At 72.2% G+C, this 19,913-nt stretch carries 17 protein-coding genes; 16 read left to right on the forward strand and 1 reads right to left on the reverse strand.

The features are described 5' to 3' along the window. The first annotated feature begins 136 nt into the window (after positions 1 to 136). The 10 genes from AC07EJ_RS07640 (at position 137) to AC07EJ_RS07685 (ending at position 9,757) form a co-directional block, all read left to right on the forward strand. Positions 137 to 718: a COG4315 family predicted lipoprotein gene (locus tag AC07EJ_RS07640; protein ID WP_478883942.1), complete on the forward strand. Its 582-nt coding sequence runs from the start codon at positions 137 to 139 to the stop codon at positions 716 to 718. A 46-nt stretch (positions 719 to 764) separates the two neighbouring features. After that, entirely contained in the window at positions 765 to 1,490 is a 726-nt protein-coding gene (locus tag AC07EJ_RS07645) for a hypothetical protein (RefSeq protein ID WP_478883943.1), read from the forward strand. 210 nt (positions 1,491 to 1,700) lie between these two features. After that, positions 1,701 to 2,297 carry a sigma-70 family RNA polymerase sigma factor gene (locus AC07EJ_RS07650; protein WP_389478450.1) on the forward strand — a complete coding sequence of 199 codons (597 nt, stop codon included), beginning with the start codon at positions 1,701 to 1,703 and terminating at the stop codon, positions 2,295 to 2,297. After that, positions 2,282 to 2,929: a hypothetical protein gene (locus AC07EJ_RS07655; protein ID WP_389478451.1), complete on the forward strand. Its 648-nt coding sequence runs from the start codon at positions 2,282 to 2,284 to the stop codon at positions 2,927 to 2,929. The genes AC07EJ_RS07650 and AC07EJ_RS07655 overlap by 16 nt, the downstream gene beginning before the upstream one ends. A gap of 90 nt (positions 2,930 to 3,019) precedes the next feature. Then, on the forward strand, positions 3,020 to 4,618 hold the full coding sequence (locus tag AC07EJ_RS07660) for a YncE family protein (protein ID WP_478883944.1): 1,599 nt from the start codon (positions 3,020 to 3,022) through the stop codon (positions 4,616 to 4,618). Between the two features lie 69 nt (positions 4,619 to 4,687). Next, complete coding sequence (locus tag AC07EJ_RS07665) at positions 4,688 to 5,371, forward strand: DUF1775 domain-containing protein (RefSeq protein ID WP_478883945.1); 684 nt, start codon at positions 4,688 to 4,690, stop codon at positions 5,369 to 5,371. 61 nt (positions 5,372 to 5,432) lie between these two features. Continuing rightward, a complete protein-coding gene (locus AC07EJ_RS07670) occupies positions 5,433 to 6,431 on the forward strand; it encodes an AsnC family transcriptional regulator (protein ID WP_389478455.1) in 999 nt (332 codons plus the stop codon). Positions 6,432 to 6,588: 157 nt separating this feature from the next. Beyond that, a complete protein-coding gene (locus AC07EJ_RS07675) occupies positions 6,589 to 8,040 on the forward strand; it encodes an amidase (protein ID WP_389478456.1) in 1,452 nt (483 codons plus the stop codon). A gap of 62 nt (positions 8,041 to 8,102) precedes the next feature. Next, positions 8,103 to 8,333 (forward strand): hypothetical protein, encoded by a 231-nt coding sequence (locus AC07EJ_RS07680; RefSeq protein WP_389478458.1) that lies wholly within the window; start codon positions 8,103 to 8,105, stop codon positions 8,331 to 8,333. Further along, positions 8,330 to 9,757: a sodium:solute symporter family protein gene (locus tag AC07EJ_RS07685; RefSeq protein WP_389478460.1), complete on the forward strand. Its 1,428-nt coding sequence runs from the start codon at positions 8,330 to 8,332 to the stop codon at positions 9,755 to 9,757. The genes AC07EJ_RS07680 and AC07EJ_RS07685 overlap by 4 nt, the downstream gene beginning before the upstream one ends. 93 nt (positions 9,758 to 9,850) lie before the next feature. Here the strand turns inward: AC07EJ_RS07685 and AC07EJ_RS07690 are convergent, their stop codons facing one another. After that, positions 9,851 to 12,511, reverse strand: coding sequence for a discoidin domain-containing protein (locus AC07EJ_RS07690; protein WP_478883946.1), 2,661 nt, complete (start codon positions 12,509 to 12,511; stop codon positions 9,851 to 9,853). A gap of 287 nt (positions 12,512 to 12,798) precedes the next feature. Here AC07EJ_RS07690 and AC07EJ_RS07695 point away from each other — a divergent pair, with 287 nt between their 5' ends. The 6 genes from AC07EJ_RS07695 (at position 12,799) to AC07EJ_RS07720 (ending at position 19,902) form a co-directional block, all read left to right on the forward strand. Beyond that, positions 12,799 to 13,551, forward strand: coding sequence for a GntR family transcriptional regulator (locus AC07EJ_RS07695; RefSeq protein WP_389478462.1), 753 nt, complete (start codon positions 12,799 to 12,801; stop codon positions 13,549 to 13,551). A 155-nt stretch (positions 13,552 to 13,706) separates the two neighbouring features. Beyond that, on the forward strand, positions 13,707 to 15,392 hold the full coding sequence (locus AC07EJ_RS07700; RefSeq protein WP_393584661.1) for a purine-cytosine permease family protein: 1,686 nt from the start codon (positions 13,707 to 13,709) through the stop codon (positions 15,390 to 15,392). 222 nt (positions 15,393 to 15,614) lie between these two features. Continuing rightward, positions 15,615 to 15,806 carry an SPOR domain-containing protein gene (locus tag AC07EJ_RS07705; protein WP_389478465.1) on the forward strand — a complete coding sequence of 64 codons (192 nt, stop codon included), beginning with the start codon at positions 15,615 to 15,617 and terminating at the stop codon, positions 15,804 to 15,806. A gap of 30 nt (positions 15,807 to 15,836) precedes the next feature. Further along, positions 15,837 to 16,232 carry a (deoxy)nucleoside triphosphate pyrophosphohydrolase gene (locus AC07EJ_RS07710; protein WP_478883947.1) on the forward strand — a complete coding sequence of 132 codons (396 nt, stop codon included), beginning with the start codon at positions 15,837 to 15,839 and terminating at the stop codon, positions 16,230 to 16,232. Between the two features lie 251 nt (positions 16,233 to 16,483). Next, positions 16,484 to 16,897, forward strand: a complete 414-nt coding sequence (locus tag AC07EJ_RS07715) for an ATP-binding protein (protein WP_393584658.1) — start codon at positions 16,484 to 16,486, stop codon at positions 16,895 to 16,897. 299 nt (positions 16,898 to 17,196) lie between these two features. Beyond that, the gene (locus AC07EJ_RS07720) at positions 17,197 to 19,902 is read left to right on the forward strand and encodes a SpoIIE family protein phosphatase (RefSeq protein WP_478883948.1); all 2,706 of its coding nucleotides are present in this window, start codon (positions 17,197 to 17,199) and stop codon (positions 19,900 to 19,902) included. The last annotated feature ends 11 nt before the right edge of the window (positions 19,903 to 19,913 follow it).

The raw sequence follows: 19,913 nt of genomic DNA on the forward strand, positions 1-19,913 counted from the left end.
GACCCGGCGGGCATGCCACCTCCCTCATAGATCCCGCCCGGCACCGCCACCACCGCGGTCGCGGGCGCACCCCGCCGTGGGCTGCTCCGGCATGCCCGAACGGCTGTTTCCACACCATCGAGAAAGAGAGAGCACCATGATTCGCGACCTGCGCACCCCCGCCCTCGCGGCGGCCGGCCTCGCCCTGGCCGTCCTCGCCACCGCCTGCTCCTCCGGCTCCTCCGGCTCCTCCGGCTCCTCCGGCTCCTCCGGCGGCGGGACGTCCGACTCCGCCGCGTCGAAGCCCGCGAAGGAGAAGGCCGCTCCGTCGAGCGCGCCCGCCTCGCCGAGCGCATCGGCGGACGGCGCGGGCGGCGTCGGTGTCTCGCAGTCGTCGGCGCTGGGCGGGCTGCTGGTCAACGGCGCCGGCCGCACCCTCTACGTCTTCGACAAGGACGCCACCACCCCCGGCGGCTCGTCCTGCTACAAGGACTGTGCCGCCAAGTGGCCCCCGGTGCCCGCCACCACCCACGCCGACGGCGTCGACGCGAGCCTGCTCGGCTCGATCACCCGCAAGGACGGCACCCGCCAGCTCACCGTCGACTCCGCCCCTGTGTACCTGTTCGCGGGCGACAGCGCCGCGGGCGACACCAAGGGACAGGGCCTCAAGGGCGTCTGGCACGCGGTGAGCCCGAAGGGCACCAAGATCACCGCGTCCGCCGCCGGTGACGGCAGCTGACGCGCCCCGCCCGCCCGCCTGCCTGCCACAGACGAAAGGAACCCCCATGCAGCACACGAAGAAGGTCCGCCGCATCCTCCTGGGCGGTGCCGCCCTCGCGGCCGCCGCCGGTGGCGTCACGGCCTTCCTGCCGACCGCCAGTGCGGCGACACCGCATTCGCCGACCGCGGGCGCGGCCTCCTCCCACTCCAGGCCCTCGCACGCCGCACCGGTGTCGATCGAGGTGTTCGCGCCGGAGCGCGGCGACAACGCGGGCGCCGACGGCAAGGGCTGGTTCGTGGACCTTGAGCTGTCCTTCCACGGCAAGACCCTCCGGCAGACGGGGTTCACCGGCCCGCAGCTGACCGGCCCCGCCGCGCACGGCAACACGGCGCCCTTCCCCGGCGCGTTCTCGCCCGGCGCGGACGACCGCAACCCCGGCCTCGTCGTCCTCGACTCGACGGTCACCGCCGCCGCGCCGTTCTCCGGGCCCGGCACGAACCTCGCCAACCTGTTCAACCTCACCGGTGTCACCAACCGCACCGCGCACGAGACCGAGTTGTGGGACACCTGGATCGTCGGCGACTCCATCGCGGGCAAGGACGTCGACAGCGTCCTGACGGTCGCCGTCGTCGACGACCTGAACCATGACGGGATCTACAACGACGCGCCCTCCGTGATCCGGGACGCGAACCACGACGGCAGGATCGACGCGAAGGACCTGAGGGCGCTCGGAGTCGCCTCCGACGTGGTCGAGGTGCCCTTCCGTATCAACGGTGCCCCGGCGTCCTGATCTGCATCAACGTTGCCCCGGCCTCCTGATCCGCCTGTTCCGCACCAACGTGCCCCGGCGTCCGGTTCCTTCGGCCTCCGCAGTGACGCGGGCCACATCGGTGTCCGTCAACACTGCGGGCGGAGCCCCCGTATCCCCTCGCGACACAACGCATGGCGGGACAGACGGGACTGACGGGACTGACGGGACAGGAGGTTGTCGGATGGACGTGTGGGACGCCGGGAACGGTGGGCGCTCGTAGTGGGTGTCCGGACGGGGCGTGGGCGCCGGAGGAGGTCCGACGAGGCAGCCCTGTGCAGCGAGCAGGGCGTGCGGGCCGCCTACAGCGAGTACGGGGGCGAACTGCTGGGCTTCGCCCGCAACGCGCTCGGTGACGCGCAGTTGGCGGAGGAGGTCGTACAGGAGGTGTTCCTGCGGGCCTGGCGTTCCTCGGAGTCCTTCGACGCCCGCCGCGGGAGCCTGCGGACCTGGCTGTACGCGATAGCCCGCAACGCGATCGTGGACGCACGGCGCTACCGGGCGGCGCGGCCGGCCCCGGCCGGCCAGGGCGAGGCGGAGTCGGCGGGTGAGAGCGCGGATGTCGACCCGTACGACCAGCTGCTGGCGCGGATAGAGATGCGGGAGGCGCTGGACCGGCTGCCCTCGCGGCACCGGGAGGCGGTCGTCGAGGTGTACTTCCTGGGCCGGACCTGCGCCGAACTGGCCGAGGAACTCGGCATCCCGGCCTCCAGTGCCCGCAGCCGCCTGTACCACGGCATCCGCGCCCTGCGCGGCATCCTCGACGAGAACGGATGGCTGGCACCATGAACGACGTCTGCACCGCCATCCGCGAGGAGGTCACCGAACTCCTGCTCCTGGGAAGGCCGTTGCCCGCTCCGCTCGCCCGCCACGTGGCATCGTGCGAGGGCTGCGCGCAGGAGGCGGAGGGAGTGCGCCGGGTGGTGCGCACCTTCGAACGCGCGGACTCCCCGCGCATCCCGGGTGCCCTTTCCCCGGCCTGCCCCGGCCCTACCCCCGACCCCGACCGGCGGCCGGGGCGGCTCCGCCGACGGGCCGCGGTCGGTATCGCGTCCCTGACGCTCGCGGCGTGCGCCGGGCTCGTGACCGTCGTGGCGACCTCCGGCGACGGGACGCACCCGTCCGTCGCGTCGGTGCGGGTCGCGCAGGAGGGCGCGATGGTGTCCCACCCCTGGGGCACCGAGATCCCGGTGTCGCTGTCCGGACTGCGGGACGGCGGCACCTACCGGCTGATGACCGGTGACGCACGCGGCGTCCGCGTACAGGCGGGCAGTGTGCGCGCGGCCACCCGCGACGGCGCCCCCCTGCGCGTCCGCATGACCACCGCCATGTCCAAGGACTCCATCACCACCCTGTACGTGCAGGACGCCGACGGGCACTTCATCGGCCAGGCCGCCGTGCGCCCCCGCCGCGCCACCTGACGCGGGAGCGCCCGCCGCACCAGGAAGGCCGGCCGCGGCCGGCTCCTCGCCCCAACGCGCCCATGGGCGCGCCTTCATGGAGGTTTTTCAGTGATTTCGTTCAGGAGTGCCGCAGGTGCCGTCGCGGTGCTGACCGGCATCGGCGCCACGGCCTTCGGCGTCGTGAGTGTCGCCCAGGCCCAGCCGGCGCACCCGGCCGCAGACCACCCGGTCGCCGCCCACCACACCGCGACGCGGACCACGGCGGGCGACGGTACGTCGGTGTCCGTACCCGTCTCGGGCCGCGACCGCGTGTACACCGCCGACCAGACGTCCAACACCGTCACGGTCATCGACCCGTCCACCGAGAAGACCCTCGGCACCATCGCTCTGGGTGCCCAGCGGCTCGGGGCCACCCTCAGCCCCCAGTACACGGACAACGTCGGTGTGCACGGCCTGGCGTTCTCCCGCGACGACAAGCGCCTGGGCGTGGTCAGCGTCACGAGCAACACGGTCGACATCATCGACACGGCCACCAACAAGGTGGTCAACGAGACCGATGTCGGCCGGGCCTCGCACGAGGGCACGTTCACCGCGGACGGCAAGCAGTTCTGGGTCGCCGACCGGGGGCGTGACACCGTCACGATCGTCGACGCCGTGCACGGCGGGGTCGTCAGCACCATCAAGGTCGGCCCCGGGCCGTCCAAGGTCGTGCTCAGCCCCGACGGCGGGACGGCCTACATCAACCACATCAGCGCCCCCGAGATCACCGCCGTCGACGTGAAGTCCCACAAGGTCCTTCACACCGTCAAGGGACTCGGCGACTCCTTCTCCTCGGACGAGGCGATCTCGCCCGACGGCACGGAGCTGTGGGCGACGCACAAGCGCGTGGGGCTCACCAGTGTCATCGACCTCAAGCACCGCAGGGTCGCGGCCGTACTGAAGACCGGTCCCGACTCCAACCACCCCAACTTCGCCGACACCAAGGCGGGTTCGTTCGTCTACCAGACCGTCGGCGGCCTCGACGAGACCGTCGTCTACCGCCGTGAACCGGGCGGCACACCGCACCTGGTCACCCGCATCCACAACTCCGGACACGCGCCGCACGGCATCTGGCCGGCCGGCGACGGCACCCGCATGTACGTGGGCATGGAGAAGTCCGACACGGTCGACGTCATCGACACGGCCACCAACAAGGTCGTCAGCACGCTGGGCGTCGGGCAGGAGCCCCAGGCCCTCGTCTACGTGCCGAACGCGGCGCCGGCCGGCTCGGCGGCCAACCTCGGCCGCCAGGGCCTGGGTTCGACGCCGCGCAACGTGTCCACCACCCTGCCCGACGGGACCCCGGGCGAGACCACGCGCTCCGGAAACAGGGGCCGCCGCCTGGAGGCCACGGTCCGGCCGGTCAGCGGGCTCGACATGATCCAGCTCCAGGCGCGGGACCTCCGGCCGACCACCACCTACCAGGCGTACGCGGTCCAGAAGGACGGCGGCAGGATCCCGCTGCTGTCCTTCACCACGGACTCCTCGGGCAACGCGGCCCAGGTGCTCGCCTTCGCCGACTTCGACGGTGCGAGCGTCTCCCTCGCTTCGAAGGGCAAGGCCACCGCCCAGACCCTCGCGCAGATGGCGGCCGCCGCCTCCGCCATGCACCCCGGCTCGGACGACGCGGTCGAGGCCGCCGACCTCCTCTACTGCGACTGCTGCTGAAGGGCTCACCCCGCCATGACACCCCCACCTCGCGGTCGCTCCCGGCGACGCGCGCACCAGACCGCGGCCGTGCTGGCAGCGACCGCGGGGTCGCTCCTCCTCCTCCTCGCGGGTCCGGCCTCGGCCCACGTCCGGGTCTTCTCCGACGGAGCGAAGGAGGGACACCCGGCCGAGCTGCGCTTCCGGGTCCCCTCGGAGAAGGCGGACGTCACCACCGTCCGCCTCGACGTCACACTCCCGAAGGGCGTCACGCCCACCGCCGTCCCCCCGGCCACCGGGTGGACGCCGCGGCGGGCCCCGTCCGCGCCGGACGGGGCCACCCACATCGTGTGGACCGCGACGGCCGGCCACGAGCTCAAGCCCGACGCGCACCGCTACTTCGACGTACGGGTGGGCCCGTTGCCGAAGGAGCCGAGCCTCACCTTCGACGTGGCCCAGACGTACTCGGACGGGTCCGTCGTCAACTGGAACGAGTCGGGGAAGGGCGGCGAGGAGCCGGACTTCCCGGCGCCCGTGCTGGTCCTCGACGCCGCGGCGGCGAAGGCGCGGCAGGCCCGGCAGACCGCATCCGCCGAGCCCGCGCCGACCGTGACGGCCGATTCTCCCGCGGCAGCGACCACGGGCAGGGAAGATCGTTCGGGCACGGCATCGTGGCTTCCATGGACCGTGGCCGGCGTCGCCGTGCTGGGGGCCGTCTCGGTGGTGACGCTCCGCCGCAGACCGGCCTCTTCCCCGACGACGCCGGGCAAGTGAGCACGCAGGAGCCGCCCGCCACCCAGGGGTACGGGCGGCCCCCGGTCGTTAGGGTCGTCCTGTGACGCACCCAGTACCGCCCACTCCGACCGCCCCCACCCCTCTCGACCCCCTCGACCGGCGCATCGTCGCCGCCCTGCAGATCGACGGGCGGGCCTCGTGGCGGCGGATCGCCGCGGCCATCGGGGAACCCGAGCGGAAGGTGGCGCGGCGAGGGCTGCGGCTGCTGGAGAGCGGGGACGTGGCCGTGCGCGGGCTCGTCGTGCGGGGCGAGACCGTGATTCTGCGGATGACGTGCCGGCCCGGCTCGGTGCGGGACGCGGCCGTGGCGGCGGCCCGGCGGGCGGACTGCATCTTTTCGTATGCGCTCGCGGGGCCGGTCGACTGCGTGGCCGAACTTCAGTTTCCACAGGGGCAGTTGGGGCCTTTGATGCTCGACGAGGTGCCCGCGCTGCCCGGTCTCGTCTCGCAGAGCGTGTCGCCGGTGCTGCGGTACTTCAGGACCGTGCACGAGTGGTCGCCGGGGATCCTGGACGCCGGTGAGATCGAGGCGCTCGGCGGGCCGTCCGGGATCGTCGACGAGATCGGGCTTCCGGAGGTCGGGGCCGGGCCCGAGGAGCGGGCGATCCTCGGCGCGCTCGCCGAGGACGGGCGGCGCACGCACGAGGACCTGGCCGCCGTCGCCGGGGTCTCCGTGGCGACCGCCCGTCGCCGCGTCGAGACGCTGACCCGGGACGGGCGCGTGAGCATCCGGGCCGCCGTCGAGCCCGCGCTGCTCGGTCTGCCGGTCGAGGCGCTCCTGTGGATCAGGACCCGGCCCGACGAGGTCGAGAACGTGGGGCGGCTGCTCGTGGAATCGCCGCTCGTGCGGTACGCCGCCGTGGTCATGGGTGAGCACCAGCTCCTGGTCGACGTGACGCAGCCGTCGAAGGCCGCGCTGTACGAGTTCCTGACCGCCTCGCCCTGGGTGCGGCATGTGGAGGCCGTGCAGTCGCATCTCGTGGTCGACGCGTTCAAGCGCAGCGGGGTGGGGTTCCCGATGTCCAGTCGGCCTGCGTAACGCGACCGAAATATTCACACCCATGGGAATGGCGTCTTAAAAGTTCATAGAGTCCTAGGTGTTGACTGAAATCGTCAGCGCCCGCAGTGTGGTGCACCACACGCGTCGCCCTCGCCCCGGCCGGCCGCGTCCCTCTGCCCGCTGCCCTAGGACTGACATGCCCGATTCCACAGGTCCCGCCGACTCCGCTCCCGTGAACGACGAACTCTGCGCCCTCGACGCCGTCGACCTCGCGGCGCGCGTCCGCGGCGGTGAGCTGTCGGCCCGTGAGCTCGTCCAGGCCCACCTCGACCGCATCGAACGCCTCAACCCCGCCGTCAACGCGATCGTCACCGTGGACCCCGAGGGCGCGCTCGCCGCGGCGGCCGCCGCCGACGAGCGCCAGGCGCGCGGTGCGGAGCTCGGGCCCCTGCACGGCCTGCCCATCGCGTTCAAGGACACCCACCTCACCCGCGGCATGCGCACCACGCACGGCTCGCCCCTCTTCGCCGACCACGTCCCCGACGAGGACGAACTGCTCGTGCGGCGCATCCAGGACGCGGGCGCCATCCGCATCGGGAAGACCAACGTCCCCGAGTTCGCGGCCGGTTCGCACACCTTCAACCCCGTCTTCGGCGCGACCAGGAACCCGTACGACACGAAACGGTCGGCGGGCGGGAGCAGTGGCGGGGCCGCGGCCGCGCTCGCCGCCGGGTTCCAGCCGCTGGCCGACGGCAGCGACATGGGCGGCTCCCTGCGCAACCCGGCGTCCTTCTGCAACGTCGTCGGCCTGCGCCCCACCCCCGGCCGCGTCCCCTCGCACCCCACCGGCAACCTGTGGGAGACCCTCGCCGTCGCCGGGCCCATGGGCCGCACCGTCGCCGACACCGCGCTGCTGCTGTCCGTCATGGCCGGGCCCGACCCGCGCGTCCCGATCTCCCTGGAGACGCCGGGCGCCGCCTTCCGCGCGCCGCTCGGGCGGGACACTGCCGGGCTGCGGGTGGCGTTCGCGCCCGACCTCGGCGGGCGGGTCGCCGTCGACCGGGACGTGCGCGACGTCTTCGAACGGCAGGCCGAGGTCTTCGAGGACCTCGGCTGCGCCGTCGTCGAGGACTGCCCCGACCTGGACGGCGCCGAGGACGTCTTCCGCACCCTGCGCGCCCAGGAGTTCAACCAGGGGCTCGGCGCGCTCCTCGACAGCGACCGCGCCCGGCTGAAGGACAGCCTCGTCTGGAACATCGAGGAGGGGCGCCGCCTGACCGGCGCCGACCTCGCCCGCGCGACCGCCGAGCACGCCCGTATCCACCTCGCGGCCGTCGGCTTCTTCGAGCGCTACGACGTACTGGTCGCACCCGTCAGCCAGGTCACCCCCTTCGACGTGGAGGCGGAGTACCCGACCGTCATCGACGGGCAGCCGCAGCACACCTATCTCGACTGGATGCGCTCCGCGTACTTCGTCTCGGTCCTGGGCGCGCCCGCCCTCTCCGTACCCGCCGGCTTCACCGCGGCCGGGCTTCCCGTCGGCCTCCAGATCGTGGGCCCGCCCCGCGCCGAGCGGACCGTGCTCGAGACCGGCGCCGCGTACGAGGCCGCCACCGGGCACGGTCGCCGCCGCCCCCTCCTCCCGTAGCCGTACCTCCCCGTAGCCGTACCCCCCCTCAGCCGTACCTTCCGCAGTCGTATGGAGCCCTGATGAGAAAACCGCACGCGCTCTGGGCCGTCGTGCCCGTACTGGCTTTCCTCAGCACCCCGTTCCTGCCCTTCGTCAACGGCCCGTACCTCTGGTTCGGCATCCCCTCCGTCCTGGCCTGGTGTCTGCTGTGGACGGCCGGTACGACGGCGTCGCTCGCGCTCGTCGAGCACTTCGCGCAGCACGCGGACCACGCGGACGACCGCGACGAGGCCGAGGGGGCCGCCGCGTGAACACCACCATGGTCATCACTCTCATCGGCATCGTCGGCGTCGCCGTGGTCGGCGTGAGCGGGCGCAGGCCGCGCAGCGGGGAACTCGGCGAATGGACCGTCGGGAAGCGCAAGTTCTCCACCTTCACCACCTGGTTCCTCCAGGCGGGCGAGGCCTTCACGACCTTCAGCTTCCTCGGCCTCGCCGGCATCGCCTTCGGCGGAGGCGTCGCCGCCGCGTTCGCGCTGTGCTACCTCGCGATCAACTTCGTCCTCCAATACTTCACCGCGCCCCGCATGCGGGAACTCGGGCGCGAGGGCGGCTACTTGACGCAGGCGGACTTCTTCGTCGACCGCTACCGCAGCCCCCTGCTGGGCAAGGTCGTCGCCGTCGTCGGCGCCGTCTTCCTGCTGCCCTACCTCCAGCTCCAGATCACCGGGCTCGGCATGATCGTGCAGCTCGCCACGGGCAGCCGCACGGGCGGCAACCTCAGCATGGTCCTCGCGACCGTCCTCACCGTCGGCTTCGTCCTGTGGTCCGGGATCCGCGGCATCGCACGCGTCGCCTACCTCAAGGACGCCCTGATGATCGTCGGGCTCGTGGTGCTGTTCATCGGCGTCGCGGTCTCCGTGAAGGGTGGCATCGGAGGCCTCTTCGAGACCGTACGGGACAGCCACCCACAGCTCCTGACGCTCAATCAGGAAGGCTATGACGCCACCTTCTTCGTCACGGCCGTCATCATCTCCGGCATCGGCGGCGGACTCGGCACCATGGCCCACCTGTGGCCGCCGGTCCTCGCCGCCGGCAGCGGGCGCGCCCTGCGCAAGAACGCGGTCTGGCTGCCGCTCTACCAGATAGCCCTCGGCATTCCGGTGATCGTCGGCTTCGCCGGAATCCTCCTGGTCAAGCCGGGTTCACCCGCGAACTCCGTCGCCCTGACCCTCGCCGGACAGACCCTGCCCGGCTGGCTCGTCGGCGTCGTCGCGGTCGCCGCGGCCTCGGCCGCCATGGTCCCCTCGGCGGCCATCGTCGTGGGCATCTCCAGCCTGCTGTCCCGGAATCTGCTGAGCGTGCGCAACGAACGTACGCAACTGCGCACCAACCACCTGTGCGTGATCGCCGCCGCCGCGCTCGCTCTCGTGCTCGGCCTGACCAGGCCGGGGCTCCTGTCCGACCTGCTGCTCCTCACCTACGGAGGCCTCACCCAGCTCGCCCCGGCGATCGTCATGGGCCTCGCGAAGAAGGTCCGTCTGGATGCCGTGCCCGCACTGCTCGGCATCCTGACCGGCGTCGGCGTGCTGATCTGGCTCACGTTCGGGGGCGTGGACGTCGGCACGGTCGACACGGGGCTGATCGCGCTCGTCCTGAACCTGGTGGTGACGGCGGCCGCCCAGCTCGTCGTGCGCTCCCGCTCCCTGGCCGCCGTACCGGCCGAGGCCAACTGACCGGCCGCCGGGCGCAGTCGGGCGGTGTGGGGCCGCGCGCACAACGCCCGGCGGCCCAGGGCCTTACCGGTCGGCGGCACGGCCCTACCTCGCCTACCTCACCCTCAACTCCCGTACGGGCTCCGGCTTTTCACCGTCCTCGGTGATGCGCACGTACCGGGCCGCCCGCCCCGGTGCGAAGGCCCGCCACGCCGACCCGTCGGCGGACGTCGTCACCACGTATGCGCGCGTGCCCGTCACCTCCACCCCGGACACGGTCCGGCTCCGGCCGAGGTCGACCGTGAGGGAGGCATGCGCGGTCGCCGGGCGCCAGGCCGTGACCGGATTGCCGTCCACCGCCGCCTCCGCGTACAGGCCGGGCTCCTCGGACGTCGCCGTCGCCGTGCGGCAGCGAGCCAGGTCGGAGGTGGGTTCGAGGTCGGGGCGCCGGGTGCGCAGGACGAGCCCGTCGCCGTCGACCGTGGCACGCCCGGTGGGCGTGACGACGGGGAACGGCTTGCCCGCCGTCAGCCTGACCGTCGTGTGCTCCGGCCCGATCGCGATGTCGTACGTCCGTCCGCGCCAGGCCAGCCCGCGCAGCGTGACGCCCCTGCCGAGCTGCGGCGGCAGCGACGGGTCCAGGCGCAGGGCGTCCTCCTGGAGGCGCAGGCCGGTCAGGCCGTGCGTGAACACCTGGAGGAAGCCGCCCTTCCCGGTCAGGAAGTCCTGAGCGGGCGTGCCCGACAGCGGGTCGCTGGACCCCGCCTTCGTGCCGCGCGCCTCCGAGAAGAGCCCGAACGGCTCGCGGAAGAACGGCTTCGAGGCGCGCCGCAGGAACGTGTACGTGGCGCAGCCCGGCTCCCCGGCCGACGCGGCGGCCACCGCGTGCACGGAGTCCGTCATCGCGGGCCCGTCCGGGTCGGTGTGCGCGACGTAGTAGTCGAGGGTCGCCGCCGCCGCGCCCTTCGGCATCGGCTTCCAGTCCAGCGGGTACAGCAGCAGGACCGCGTCGGCCTGCTTGATCGTCGAGCCGTTGTAGCCCTCGTACTGGAGGAAGATCCGGCGCTTGGGGTCGTACGGGATGCGGAGCCCGTCGGCGATCGCCGTCCACGCGGCCGGGGGCGTGGCGCCCACGAGCCGGGCGGCGCGGGCGGCGGAGCGCAGCGCCGTGGCCGCGACGGCGTTCGTGTAGACGCCGTCGTCGACGCCGTTGCTGTACTCGTCGGGGCCCGCGACGTCCTTGATGGAGTACGAGCCGTCGGTGTTCTCCGTGACGCGTGAAGTCCAGTATTCGGCAAGGCCCTTGAGGAGCGGCCAGCCGCGCGAGCGCAGCCAGGCGCGGTCGCCCGTGGCCAGGTAGAACTGCCAGGCGGCGAGCGCGATGTCGCCCTGGAGGTGGTTCTGGGTGACGCAGTGCGGCGGGTACCAGCTCTGGCACTCCGTCCACAGGGCGCCGCGGCTCGCGCTGGTCCACGGGTACATGAGGCCCTTGACCGACGTCTTGCGGGCGTTGTCGGCGGCCGCCTCGCGCGTGCGGTAGCGGTATTCGAGGACGGGGCGCGCCAGTTCGGGCCGGTCGGCGAGCAGCGCGGGGAACATCCACGTCTCGGCGTCCCAGAAGATCATGCCGGCGTAGGCGTCGCTGGTGAGCCCCGAGGGTGCGACGCTGTCGCGGCCGCCGGCGCGCACCGCCGTGAGGAGCCCGTACTGCGCTGCCCGTACCTGTTGCTGCAGCTCGGGGCGGTCCGGCACCTCGATGTCCGACGTCCACAACTTGCGCCAGGCCGCGGTGTGTTCGCGCAGCAGCTCGTCCCATCCGGTGGCGGCGGCCCGCTGGGAGGCGCCGACGGCCGAGTCGTGCGGGGTGCGGGTGGTGAGAGCCGTGTCCACCCCGACGTACTTGGTGACGGTGTACGTGCGGCCCGTGCCGACGGAGAAGGTGGCTTCCTGGTGGTCCGTCAGCGTGCTGGTGTGGCCCGCCGTTCGGATGCGGCCGGGGGCGTGCAGCGTGGAGGCGACGGCGCCGTCCGCGCGGGTGCCGTCCGTGCGGAAACCCACCGCCATCGTGCGCTTGCCCGCGGCGCCGCCGCCGGTGGGCGCGATCCGTCGGGCGCCGCGGCCGTCGATCCGGTCGGTGACGGCCGCCGCACCGCTCCAGTGCGGCGTGAAGCGCAGCCGCACGGCCCCGGCGTGTGCGTGCGAGCGGTCGGTCAGCACGTCGTACGTCAGGTCGGTGCGCCGGCCGTCCTTGTGCGTCCAGGTCAGCGACGTGCGGACGAATCCGCAGCGCAGGCTGAGGGTCTGCCGGTAGTGCGAGATCCGGCTCTTGGGGCCGTAGGTCTCGTCGCCCACCGTCAGTTCGAGACCGGTCCAGTTCGGCAGCGCGGCGACGGCCTCGCGGTGCGCGGTGTTCTCGGGGCCGCGCGCGTAGAGCCCGGTGGTGAACGCCCCGTCGTAGCGCGGCGTGTAGAGCGGCCAGCCGGTCTTGTCGCCGGTCTCGGCGTAGCCCGCGCCGGACGGGGGGACGCGCACGCCGAGATATCCGTTGCCGGTGTACGCGTGATAGGCGTTCGCGGGGTCGACGCGGGTGGTGGCCGGGGCCCAGGCGGGGTCGCCGGTGCACGTTGCGGAGGGGGAGCCGGCGGGCCCGGGGGCGCGCGCGGGGGCGGCGGGCGCCGGGCCGGGCGTCGCCAGGGCCGCGCCCGGTGCGGCCCCGAGCACCGCGAGCGCGAGGAGGACGGTGAGGCGGGCGGGGTAGCGGCGGGATCGGGTCACGCTCCGACGATGCGGGCGGTTGCGGACGGGAGTCGGGCAACCCGCGCCGGAGGTCCCACGGATGGCGGGGTGTCACCGGCCGCCCCCTGCCTCGACGGCCAGGCGTAAGCGTTCCTCCGTCTGGGGACCTCTACCTGGAGAAAGTCCCTGCGTAAAGGCATGGGCCCTGGCTTGTCATCACTTCGAGTGATTCTTTGGCCTTCACTTGCGGCGTACAACCCAGGGTTGCGACGCTGTTGCTGTCTGTCAATCTGACGGGTCGCCATGGGTCTTAGGGAGTGCAGCCAGTGACATTCGGTGAGCAGCCGGCGTATCTGCGCGTCGCGGGTGATCTTCGCAAGAAGATCGTCAATGGATCGCTGCCACCGCACACCCGCCTTCCGTCACAGGCCAGGATCCGCGAGGAGTACGGGGTCTCGGACACCGTCGCCCTCGAAGCCCGCAAGGTGCTGATGGCCGAGGGCCTCGTCGAGGGACGCTCGGGATCGGGCACATATGTGCGCGAGACCCCGGTCCCGCGCCGCGTCGCCCGCTCCGGTTACCGGCCGACCAGCGGCTCCACGCCCTTCAAGCAGGAGCAGGCCGACGAGACGGCGCGCGGCACCTGGGACTCCCGCAGCGAGCAGGTCGAGGCGAGCGGCGCCATCGCCGAGCGCCTGGGCGTGCGCGCCGGAGACCGCGTGATGTGCACGAAGTACGTCTACCGGGACGCGGGGGAGGCGATGATGCTCTCCACCTCCTGGGAGCCCCTCGTGGTCACGGGGCGCACCCCCGTGATGCTCCCCGAGGAGGGCCCCCTCGGCGGCTGCGGCGTCGCCGAGCGCATGGCGGCGATCGACGTGATCGTGGACAACGTGACGGAGGAGGTCGGCGCCCGCCCCGGCCTCGCCGAGGAGCTCATGGCGCTCGGCGGCGTGCCCGGCCATGTCGTCCTCGTCATCCAGCGCACGTACTACGCGTCGGGCAGACCGGTCGAGACGGCGGACGTCGTCGTCCCCGCCGACCGGTACCGGATCGCATACCACCTGCCCGTGAAGTGACCGATACGCGAACGCCCTGTCCGGAGGGCGTGACGGCGACTTAACGCGCGAGCGCCTCCCGTAACGCCGGGGCAATCACCGGCCGCCCCGCATTGTCATGCACGGCTCCTAACTTCCGTCCGTACCCGCAATTCGGCCGGACGACAGGAACCCTCATGACGGACACGGTCACCCGTGACACAGAGGCAGCCCCGCCGCGGCGCAGCTACGCCAAGCTCGCCGCGGACGAGAGCCGCGAGGACTTCTCGCTGCGCTACGCGCCCCACGCCTACCGGCGCTGGTCACCGACCATGGTCGCGTCCACCGCGCTCGGCGGGATCGCCTACCTCGCCGACTTCGCGATCGGCGCCTCCATCGTCTTCACGTACGGCTTCACGAGCGGGCTCGCCTCGATCCTGTGCGCGGCGACGATCATCTTCCTGACCGGCATCCCCATCGCCCGCGCCTGCGCCAAGTACGGCCTGGACATGGACCTCATCACCCGGGGCGCGGGCTTCGGCTACTTCGGCTCGACGCTCACGTCCCTCATCTACGCCTCGTTCACGTTCATCTTCTTCGCGCTCGAAGGCTCGATCATGGCGCAGGCCATGCACGAGGTCGTCGGACTGCCGCTGCCCGTCGGCTACTTGCTGACCACGCTCATCGTCATCCCGATCGTCTTCCGCGGCATGGGCGCGCTCGCCAAGGTGCAGGCGTGGACGCAGCCGGTCTGGCTCATCGGGCTCGTCCTGCCCTTCGTGATCCTGGCCTTCCACGCGCCGGGCTCCTTCGGCGACTTCACCCACTTCGGCGGCACGGAGGGCGCGGGCAGCGGGTTCTCCTGGCTCGGCTTCGGCCTCGGCACCGGTGTCGCGCTCTCCCTCATCGCGCAGATCGGCGAGCAGGCCGACTACCTGCGCTTCATGCCGGCGAAGACCGAGCAGAACCGGAAGCGATGGAATCTGGCCGTTCTCGCGGCCGGACCCGGCTGGGTGATCATCGGCGCCGCGAAGCAACTCGGCGGCGCGCTCCTCGCCTTCGTCGCCCTCGAAGCCGTAGGGAAGACCCACGCGCTCGAGCCCATCGCGCCGCAGGTCGAGGCGCTCAAGCCGTGGCTCGGCTCGGTCGCCCTGCCCGCCGCCGCGCTCTTCGTGGTCGTCTCCCAGATCAAGATCAACGTGACCAACGCCTACAGCGGCTCGCTGTCGTGGTCGAACTTCTTCTCCCGCATCACCCACCGTCACCCGGGCCGCGTCTGGTACATCTTCCTCAACCTCGCCATCGCGTTGACGCTGATGGAGATGAACATGTTCGCGGCCCTCAACAAGCTGCTCGGCTTCTACTCGAACGTGGGCATCGCCTGGATCGCGGCCGTCGCCGCCGACCTCGTCATCAACAAGCGCGCCGGCTGGAGCCCCAAGTACATCGAGTTCAAGCGGGCCTACCTGTACGCCGTGAACCCGGCCGGCTTCGGCGCCATGGTGATCGCGTCGACCGTCTCGATCGTCGCGTTCTTCGGGGTGTTCGGTGAGTACGCGGAGGCGTTCTCGACGTTCATCGCGGCCGGACTCGCCCTGACCCTCTGCCCGTTGATCGCCTGGGCCACCAAGGGCAAGTACTACCTGGCCAGGCCCAACCCCGTGAACGGCCCCGACGTCGAGATCGCCGACATCACGGCGACCCACTCGTGCACCGTCTGCGACACGGCGTACGAACTCCCCGACATCGCGGACTGTCCCGTCCGGTCGGGTCCCATCTGCTCGCTGTGCTGCTCGCTCGACGCGGAGTGCGGCGACGCGTGCCGTAAGCAGCCGCAGGCAGGACCGGTACTGATGCCGATGCCGACGGTGCGGACGGGCTGACGCCGGGAGTTTGGGACCACGGGGCGGGGAATTCGGGCGGGGGATTTCCAGGGGGCGCACTCTTCGGAGTGCGCCCCCTGTGGATTGGCTGGTTGCGTATCTCTTTGTGCCAATCCGTATCCGCTGCGTGAAGGTCAGGCGTACGCTCGGGCATATGCGGAGTGGGGTTTCCTCAGAAAGCGGGGCGCTGTGCGAGCCGGGGTCGGGGAGTGGAGGGGCGCGATGAACGAGGGCACGACCACGCTTCCGTGGCTCGTCATACGCCAGGACGACAACGGCAACCGCTATCGCGTAGGCAGGTATGCGACCAGGGCGGAAGCCCAGCAGATCGCCGACAGTCTCGACGACCGCGGCCACAAGCAGCTCTACTGGGTCGAGCGCCTCGGCCAGGCACAGAACGGCGCCGCGCGCTGACGTCCGCCCTTGCGCCGTAGGCTCCGGCGCATGACTGAACAGACCGTCGTCGTCGCGGCGGCCCTCCACGAGAGCGGCTCTCTGCTGGCCGCGCGACGCAGTGCGCCCCCCGAACTCGCGGGACGCTGGGAGCTTCCCGGCGGCAAGGTCGAACCCGGCGAGGACCCGCGGCAGGCTCTCGTACGGGAGCTGCGCGAGGAGCTCGGGATCGGCGCCGAACTTGTGGCGCGCGTCCCGGGGGAGTGGCCCCTGAAGCCCGGATATGTGCTGCGGGTATGGACCGCGCGCCTGCTGTCCGGCCGCCCGCGCCCCCTGGAGGACCACGACGAGCTGCGCTGGCTCGGGCCCGACGAGATCTGGTCCGTCGACTGGCTCGACCAGGACGTACCGGCGGTGAAGGCGGTGCTCGCGGCGCAGCAGTCGTGATCCGCAGGCCGGGCGTCGTCCGGTCCGTGGTGCCGGCCGTCGTGACACCCGTCGTGCTGCCGGTTCTGTCGCGCGTCGTGCCGCGGGTTGTGTCGCGCGTCGTACCGTCCTGAGTGCTCCGTTGGTGCCGCCGTTCGCGGAGTGTTGCCGTGAGACGGTAGCTGCCACTCACACCCGGGTATATGCCGATTAACCCTGTGAAATAGGACACGTTCCGAAGGGGCGGACGGGGTTCTACTGCTGCCTGGGAAGTGATCGGAGTGATCGACACCGACGGGGAGTGCGCCGAGTGGTTCTTCCCCGAGGAGCCGGGCGCAGTCCGATCCGCTCGTGCCGCGGTCCGTGGCCAGCTCGGCGTCTGGGGGCTCGATTCCGTCGGCGACGTCACCGAACTGCTCGTCAGCGAGCTGGTGACCAACGCGCTCCGGCATGCTTCCGGCCCCATCGGTCTGCGCCTCATGCGGTCGACGGACCCGGCGGACACCCTGCGGGTGGAGGTCTCCGACCCCCTTCCGGATCCGCCCCTGGAGCGCGTCGCGGGACCGGACGAGGAGAGCGGGCGGGGGCTCCAGCTGGTCGCGGGGTCCGCGCGGCGGTGGGGGACGCGGCCCGGTGACGCGGGCAAGACGGTGTGGTTCGAACTGTCGCTGCCGGGTCTGCACTGACCGGCGGCCGGAGCCGGTGGCCGGAACAGGCGGCCGGAACCGGTGGCGTCGCGCCGGTTAAGAGGAACCCTCCCTGGTTAGGAGACAGGGAGCATGCTGATCGGCGAAGGGCCGGCCAGGAAGGTCACGGGACGGTCGCGGATCTGGGTGTCGTCCTGTTATGCGGGGACGGGCCAAAAAGCGTCGGGACCGTGGTGTGATCGTGAACACCGTGTTGCGCGGCTCCGTAGTGCTGGATACTGCGGGCAGCCGCCCCGGTGACCGGTGCCGGACGCGGTGAGCTGGAGGGGACGGTTCGCGTGAGCGAGATACCAGCGAAGGCCACGTCGTCCGAGGACACCTCGGGCGGGACGGCCGCGCGCGATGCGGCAGGCCTGCCCCGGGACGAGACGTGGCAGAGCAGTCCGCCCGGCTCCATGTACGACTACATCAAGGTCGCCTCCTTCTCCATCGGCCCCGACGGCCTGATCGACCAGTGGAGCCGGCGCGCGGCGCAGCTCTTCGGGGTCTCTGCGCAGGAAGCCGTGGGCAAGGACCCCATCGAGGCGTTCGTCTCCACGGAACTGCGCGAGCGCGGCCACCGCAAGATGGCGGAGATCCTCGACGGCCGCGAGTGGACCGGCGTCGTCCCCTTCCGGATGCCGAGGGGCCGGGCGGCGGGCGCGAGCGGCACCGAGTCCGGCGAGCGCGATCCGCAGGTCCCTGATCAGCACGGCCCCGGCCGGCATCTACCCGATGCGTATACGGAAGGCATCGCCGAGGTCTATGTGATGCCGACCGAGACAGAGTCCGGCGAGCACGCCGCCGTCTGTATCGTCGTCGACGTCCGCGCCCTGCGCCAGATCGAGACGGACCTCGCCGCGGCGCAGGCTATTTTCGGCCAATCTCCTTTCGGCTTCCTGCTGTTCGGCACCGACCTGAAGGTGCAGCGGACCAACCGGCCCTTCGCCGCCGTCTTCGGCGGCCGGGCCGACGACCACCGCGGCCGCACCGTCCACGACTATCTGCCCCGCGGCGAGGCCGACCGCGTCCAGGCCGCGCTGCGCCGCGTCCTGGAGACCGGCGAGTCCGTCACCGACATGCAGCTCGTCGGGCCCGCGCCCGACTCCGCCGAGCGCCGCCACTGGTCGATCAACCTCTACCGCGTGCACAGCGGCAGCGGCCGGCCCATCGGCGTCGCCGGGATCGCCACCGACGTCACCCGGCGGCACGCCGCCGCCCGCGAGGCGGCCCACGCCCGCCGCAACCTCGCCCTCCTCAACGAGGCGGGCGCCCGCATAGGCAACTCGCTCGACCTGGAGACCACCGCCCGCGAGCTCCTCGACGTCGTCGTCCCCGGCTTCTGCGACCTCGCGTCCGTAGACCTCTACCAGGGCCTCCTCTCGGGCGACGAGTCGGCGCTCAACAGCCGCAGCCTCGCCGACGGCAGCGCCGAGCTGCGCAGGGTCGCCGCCGCGAGCGCCGTCGCCGACGTGCCGTACCTCGAAGCGTCCGGCGGTGACGGGGTCGTCGAGGTCGGGGCCGTCCACCGCTACGCCTTCAACTCGCCCTGCGCGGACGCCCTGCGCACCGCCCGCCCGCAGTTCGTCCCCGCCGAGTCCGGCGGCCTCGTCCAATCCACGCTGGCCGTGCCGATGGTCGCCCACGACACCGTCGTCGGCCTCGCGCGCTTCGCCCGTACGAAGGGCAGCGAGCCCTTCAACGACCGCGACCGCGCCCTCGCCGTCGAACTCGCCGCCCGCGCCGCCGTCTGCATCGACAACGCCCGCCTCTACCGGCGTGAGCACGAGCGCGCCCTGATACTCCAACGGTCGCTGCTCCCGCCGGACGACCCCGAGGCGTCCGGCCTCGACATCGCCTGCCGCTACTTGCCGGGCAACGCGGCCACCGAGGTCGGCGGTGACTGGTTCGACGTCATCGAGCTGCCGGGGCACAGAACCGCGCTCGTCGTCGGCGACGTCATGGGCCGCGGCCTGCGCGCCGCCGTCGCCATGGGCGAACTGCGAACCGCCGTACGGACCCTGGCCCTCCTCGACCTCGAACCCGCCGAGGTGCTCTCCGCGCTCGACGAGATCGCCCGCGGCCTCGGCGCACCCGGCGGTCCGACGTCCCCCCTCGGCCCCCGCGGCGGCGTCCAGCAGGCCACTCGCGCCGCCCGCAGAACCGGCGACGCCGACCTGTCCGAGGTCTACCTCGCCACCTGCGTGTACGCGGTCTACGACGCCGTGACCCGGCGCTGCACCTTCGCCAACGCGGGCCATCTGCCGCCCGTCCTGGTCGAGCCCGGCGAAGGGGCGCTCATGCTCGACGTACCCCCGGGCATGCCGCTCGGCGTTGGCGGGGAGCCCTTCGAGGAGGTCGAGGTCGAGCTGCCCGAGGGCTCACTCCTCGCCCTCTACACCGACGGGCTCGTGGAGTCCCGCGACCATCCCCTCGACGAGGGCCTCTCCGCGTTCCGCAGCGCCCTGGACGATCCCTCGCCCGCGCTCGAAGACGTCTGCGACCACGTGCTGGCCACGCTCGACACGCACCACGGCGAGGACGACATCGCGCTGCTCATGGCTCGCGTGCAGGGCCTGCCGGCCGATGCCGTGGGCGACTGGACGCTGCCGCGCGAGCCGCGCTCGGTGGGCCGCGCCCGCGAGTTCACCCGCGCCAAGCTCACCGAATGGGACCTGGAGCCGCTCGTCGACACGACGGAACTCCTGGTCAGCGAGCTGGTCACCAATGCTCTGCGGTACGGCGAGGGCGACATCAGGCTGCGCCTCCTGCTCGACCGCACCCTCGTGTGCGAGGTGTGGGACGCGGGCCTCGTCCAGCCGCGCCGCCGCCGCGCCCGCGACACGGACGAGGGCGGCCGCGGACTTCAGCTCGTCGGCCTGCTCAGCGCGTCCTGGGGCTCGCGCAGGACGCCGCGCGGCAAGACCGTCTGGTTCGAACTCCCGCTGCCGGACGGCGACTCGACGGCCGTGGACCCGACGGAGGCGCTGCTCAGCCTGTACTGACCGGGCGCGCG

It is taken from the genome of Streptomyces sp. NPDC045026, from assembly GCF_056432625.1.

Coding starts and splice junctions, on each gene's coding strand:
- AC07EJ_RS07710 (WP_478883947.1), top strand. CDS start 15,837: ATGACTGAACAGACCGTCGTCGTCGCGGCGGCCCTCCACGAGAGCGGC.
- AC07EJ_RS07680 (WP_389478458.1), top strand. CDS start 8,103: ATGAGAAAACCGCACGCGCTCTGGGCCGTCGTGCCCGTACTGGCTTTC.
- AC07EJ_RS07675 (WP_389478456.1), top strand. CDS start 6,589: ATGCCCGATTCCACAGGTCCCGCCGACTCCGCTCCCGTGAACGACGAA.
- AC07EJ_RS07705 (WP_389478465.1), top strand. CDS start 15,615: ATGAACGAGGGCACGACCACGCTTCCGTGGCTCGTCATACGCCAGGAC.
- AC07EJ_RS07640 (WP_478883942.1), top strand. CDS start 137: ATGATTCGCGACCTGCGCACCCCCGCCCTCGCGGCGGCCGGCCTCGCC.
- AC07EJ_RS07645 (WP_478883943.1), top strand. CDS start 765: ATGCAGCACACGAAGAAGGTCCGCCGCATCCTCCTGGGCGGTGCCGCC.
- AC07EJ_RS07700 (WP_393584661.1), top strand. CDS start 13,707: ATGACGGACACGGTCACCCGTGACACAGAGGCAGCCCCGCCGCGGCGC.
- AC07EJ_RS07655 (WP_389478451.1), top strand. CDS start 2,282: ATGGCTGGCACCATGAACGACGTCTGCACCGCCATCCGCGAGGAGGTC.